We start from the raw sequence: 1,974 nt of genomic DNA on the forward strand, positions 1-1,974 counted from the left end.
GCTGACCGCCGCGGGCGCCGGACAGCCGAAAGGGCCGGACTCAGACGGTGGTGATGACCTCGTCGACGTCCAGACGCGGGGCGCGCGGGAACCAGGCGTCGGGGCCCGGCCTGCCGATGTTGACGATCATCAGCGGGGTGTGGTCGTCGTCCAGGAACTCCTTCTGGACGCCGGCGGCGTCGAAGCCGCTCATCGGGCCCGCGGCGAGGCCGGCGGCACGGATACCGATGATGAAGTACGCGGCCTGCAGAGCGCCGTTGAGGACGGCGGACGCCTCCCGGGCCGGACGCTCCGCGTAGAGGAGGTCCTTGACCTGGGGGAAGTGCGGGACCAGCTTGTGCAGCTCCTGGTGGAACTCGTTGTCCGTGGAGAGGATCGCGACCAGCGGGGCGGCGGCGGTCTTCGCGCGGTTGGGTTCGGCCATGCGCTGCACCAGGCGCTCACGGGCCTCGGGGGAGCGGACCAGGGTGATGCGCAGCGGGGTCTGGTTGGAGGAGGTCGGACCGTACTTGACGAGGTCGTAGATCGCCTCGATCTGCTCGTCGGTCACCGGCTCGTCGGGGAAGGCGTTGGCCGTGCGGGCCTCACGGAAGAGGAGGTCCTGGGCGGCGGCGTCGAGGACGAGGGCCATGGATGCAACCTTTCGGCAGGGCTTTCGACAGGGCTTTCGGCAGGGGCTTCTACGGGGGTTTCTACGAGGGGCCAGGAACCGTGCGTCGGATCGGGGCGGCATCCGTGCGGGACCCCCTCACCCCCACTCGACCAGGGCGAAACTCGCGGCCATGCCCCCGCCGAATCCGGCCAGCAGGACCAGCTCGCCGGGGCGGAAGGCGCCCTCGCGGACGGCCGCGTCGAGGGTGATCGGGATGGAGGCGGCGCCCGTGTTGCCGTAGTGCGTGACCGTGCGGTGCATGGTGGCGCGGGGGAGGGCCAGGTCCGCGAAGACGTCGTCGAGCATGACGCCGTTGGCCTGGTGCGGGATGAAGTGGCTGATGTCCGTGGCCTCGACACCGGCCTCGTGGAGGAACCCCTTGACCAGCTGCGGCAGTTGCTCCACCACGAACCGGCGTACCTCTCGCCCGTCCATCGCGAAGTACTGCAGCCCGGCGTCCAGACCGGCGTGGTCCAGGGGCTGCCTGCTGCCGCCCGCGGGCACCTGGATCAGGTCCGAGAGAGCGCCGAAGGTGTGCAGGGCGACATGCCGCACGACCGGGCCCTGCGTGGTCGGACCGAGGACCATGGCGCCGGCGCCGTCGCCGAACAGGACGACCGTCCTGCGGTCGGGCGGGTCCAGGATGCGCGAGTACGTTTCCGCGCCGATCACCAGCGCGTAGCCGCCGCGCCGCAGGACCACGCTGCCGACCGCGGAGAGCGCGAACACGGTGCCGGAACACACCGCGTTGACGTCGAAGGCCGCGGTGCTGGCGGCACCGAGGTTGCGCTGCACATAGGCCGCCGTGGGCGGCTGCGGCCGGTCCGGCGTGGACGTGGCGACCACGATCATGGACAGCTGCTCCGCGGTGATGCCGGCCGACTTCATCGCGGCACGGGCCGCGGCCGTCGCCAGGTCGGAGGTGGCCTGGCCGGGGGCGGCCCAGCGCCGTTCCCGGATCGCGGTCTTACGGGTGATCCAGGCGTCGTCGACGGCGGCCGGCGCGCCGGCCTCGTCGTTGGAGACGATCCGCTCCGGCACATAAGCCCCCGTGCCGATTATCCTTATGTCCTTCATGGGGCTGCCGGGGCCCGGGAACGTTGCCTCTGTCATGCGGCTGCCCTCCCCTCAAGTGGTCGGTGAATGGCTGTACGAAGGGGCCGACGGGTGGGCGGCGCACGATGGGCCGCCCACATGCCCACGAGACGCTCTAACGCGTCTGGTAGATCCGCTTGTGGCCGCTGATCCCGGCCAGCCGGAACGGCCCGGTGGTCTGCTCCGGGGTGGCGTGGTCGCCGCCGTCGGTCGGGAACGTCCACTCG

At 71.3% G+C, this 1,974-nt stretch carries 2 protein-coding genes; both read right to left on the minus strand.

The annotated features are described in order from the left end of the window. Positions 1-40 precede the first annotated feature (40 nt). A complete protein-coding gene (locus TN53_RS40350) occupies positions 41-631 on the minus strand; it encodes a malonic semialdehyde reductase (RefSeq protein WP_046263848.1) in 591 nt (196 codons plus the stop codon). A 117-nt stretch (positions 632-748) separates the two neighbouring features. Next, on the minus strand, positions 749-1,765 hold the full coding sequence (locus TN53_RS40355) for a 3-oxoacyl-ACP synthase III family protein (RefSeq protein ID WP_046263849.1): 1,017 nt from the start codon (positions 1,763-1,765) through the stop codon (positions 749-751). Between the last annotated feature and the right edge of the window lie 209 nt (positions 1,766-1,974).

This window comes from Streptomyces sp. WM6386 (genome assembly GCF_000972385.1).
Lineage (GTDB): Bacteria > Actinomycetota > Actinomycetes > Streptomycetales > Streptomycetaceae > Streptomyces.